The 786-nt window shown below is 69.2% G+C and carries 1 protein-coding gene; it reads right to left on the reverse strand.

The window, feature by feature from the left end; genetic code table 11:
* Positions 1–43: 43 nt before the first annotated feature.
* Positions 44–786, reverse strand: a 743-nt coding sequence (locus tag DSP71_RS16660) for a hypothetical protein (RefSeq protein WP_113681638.1), incomplete at its 5' end; no start/stop codon positions are given.

Consider the following 786-nt stretch of genomic DNA (forward strand, 5'->3'; position numbering starts at 1 on the left):
TGACACCGTTGGCTCCGTGCGGGGAGACCCGCCGGCCGACGTCTCAGACGTTCATGTCCACGGGCGGTTCCATCACGATGCCCTGTGCTTCGAACGCGCGACGGCGCTCTTCGATGCGGCGATGCAGCTCGATCTGGGCAGCGTCGACGAACCGGGGATCGAGGTCGACGGTCTTGGGGTGCGGGTCGCCGTGATTGGCGGCGATGTGCGCGTCGAGCTCGGGGCCGCTGGTCCACGAGGTGATGAGGGCGTACCGCGGTGCCGTGCCGCGGTGCCAGACCGCGTGCCAGAAGCGCTGCGTGTCGACGATGATGCGGGAGCCGGCGCGCAGCGGCAGGCGGATCTCGGTCGCGGGGTCGAAGCGGTCGGAGCGCAGGATCAGCATCGACTCGGTGTCGTCGGAGAGGTTGAAGAACCCGCGCACGACCCAGCCGGTGCCCTCTTCGTTGAGGCGGTTGTTGTCGTCCTGGTGCAGGTTGTAGATCGCGTCGGCGTACTCGTTGGGCTGCAGCTCGATCACGCGGCATCGGCCGATGCCCGCGCCCGGTTCCTGGGCCCGGCGCTGGAGCGTCGGGGCGATCGCGACCTGCGAGTCGACCCAGACACCGTCCTTGTCGGTGCGCGGCGGGGTGTGGTTCCAGAAGCCGTTGCAGTCGACGTCGCCGGCATAGCTGGTGAGCGGGGCGAAGCGCGTGATGCCGGAGGAGCGCCAACCGACGTACTCGAGGCCCAGCCATTCAGCGGGATCGGTGGCGGAGGTGTGGTCGTCGAGCACGACGTAGCCGG

The sequence above is a fragment of the Microbacterium sp. H6 genome (genome assembly GCF_003314775.1).
GTDB lineage: Bacteria > Actinomycetota > Actinomycetes > Actinomycetales > Microbacteriaceae > Microbacterium > Microbacterium oxydans.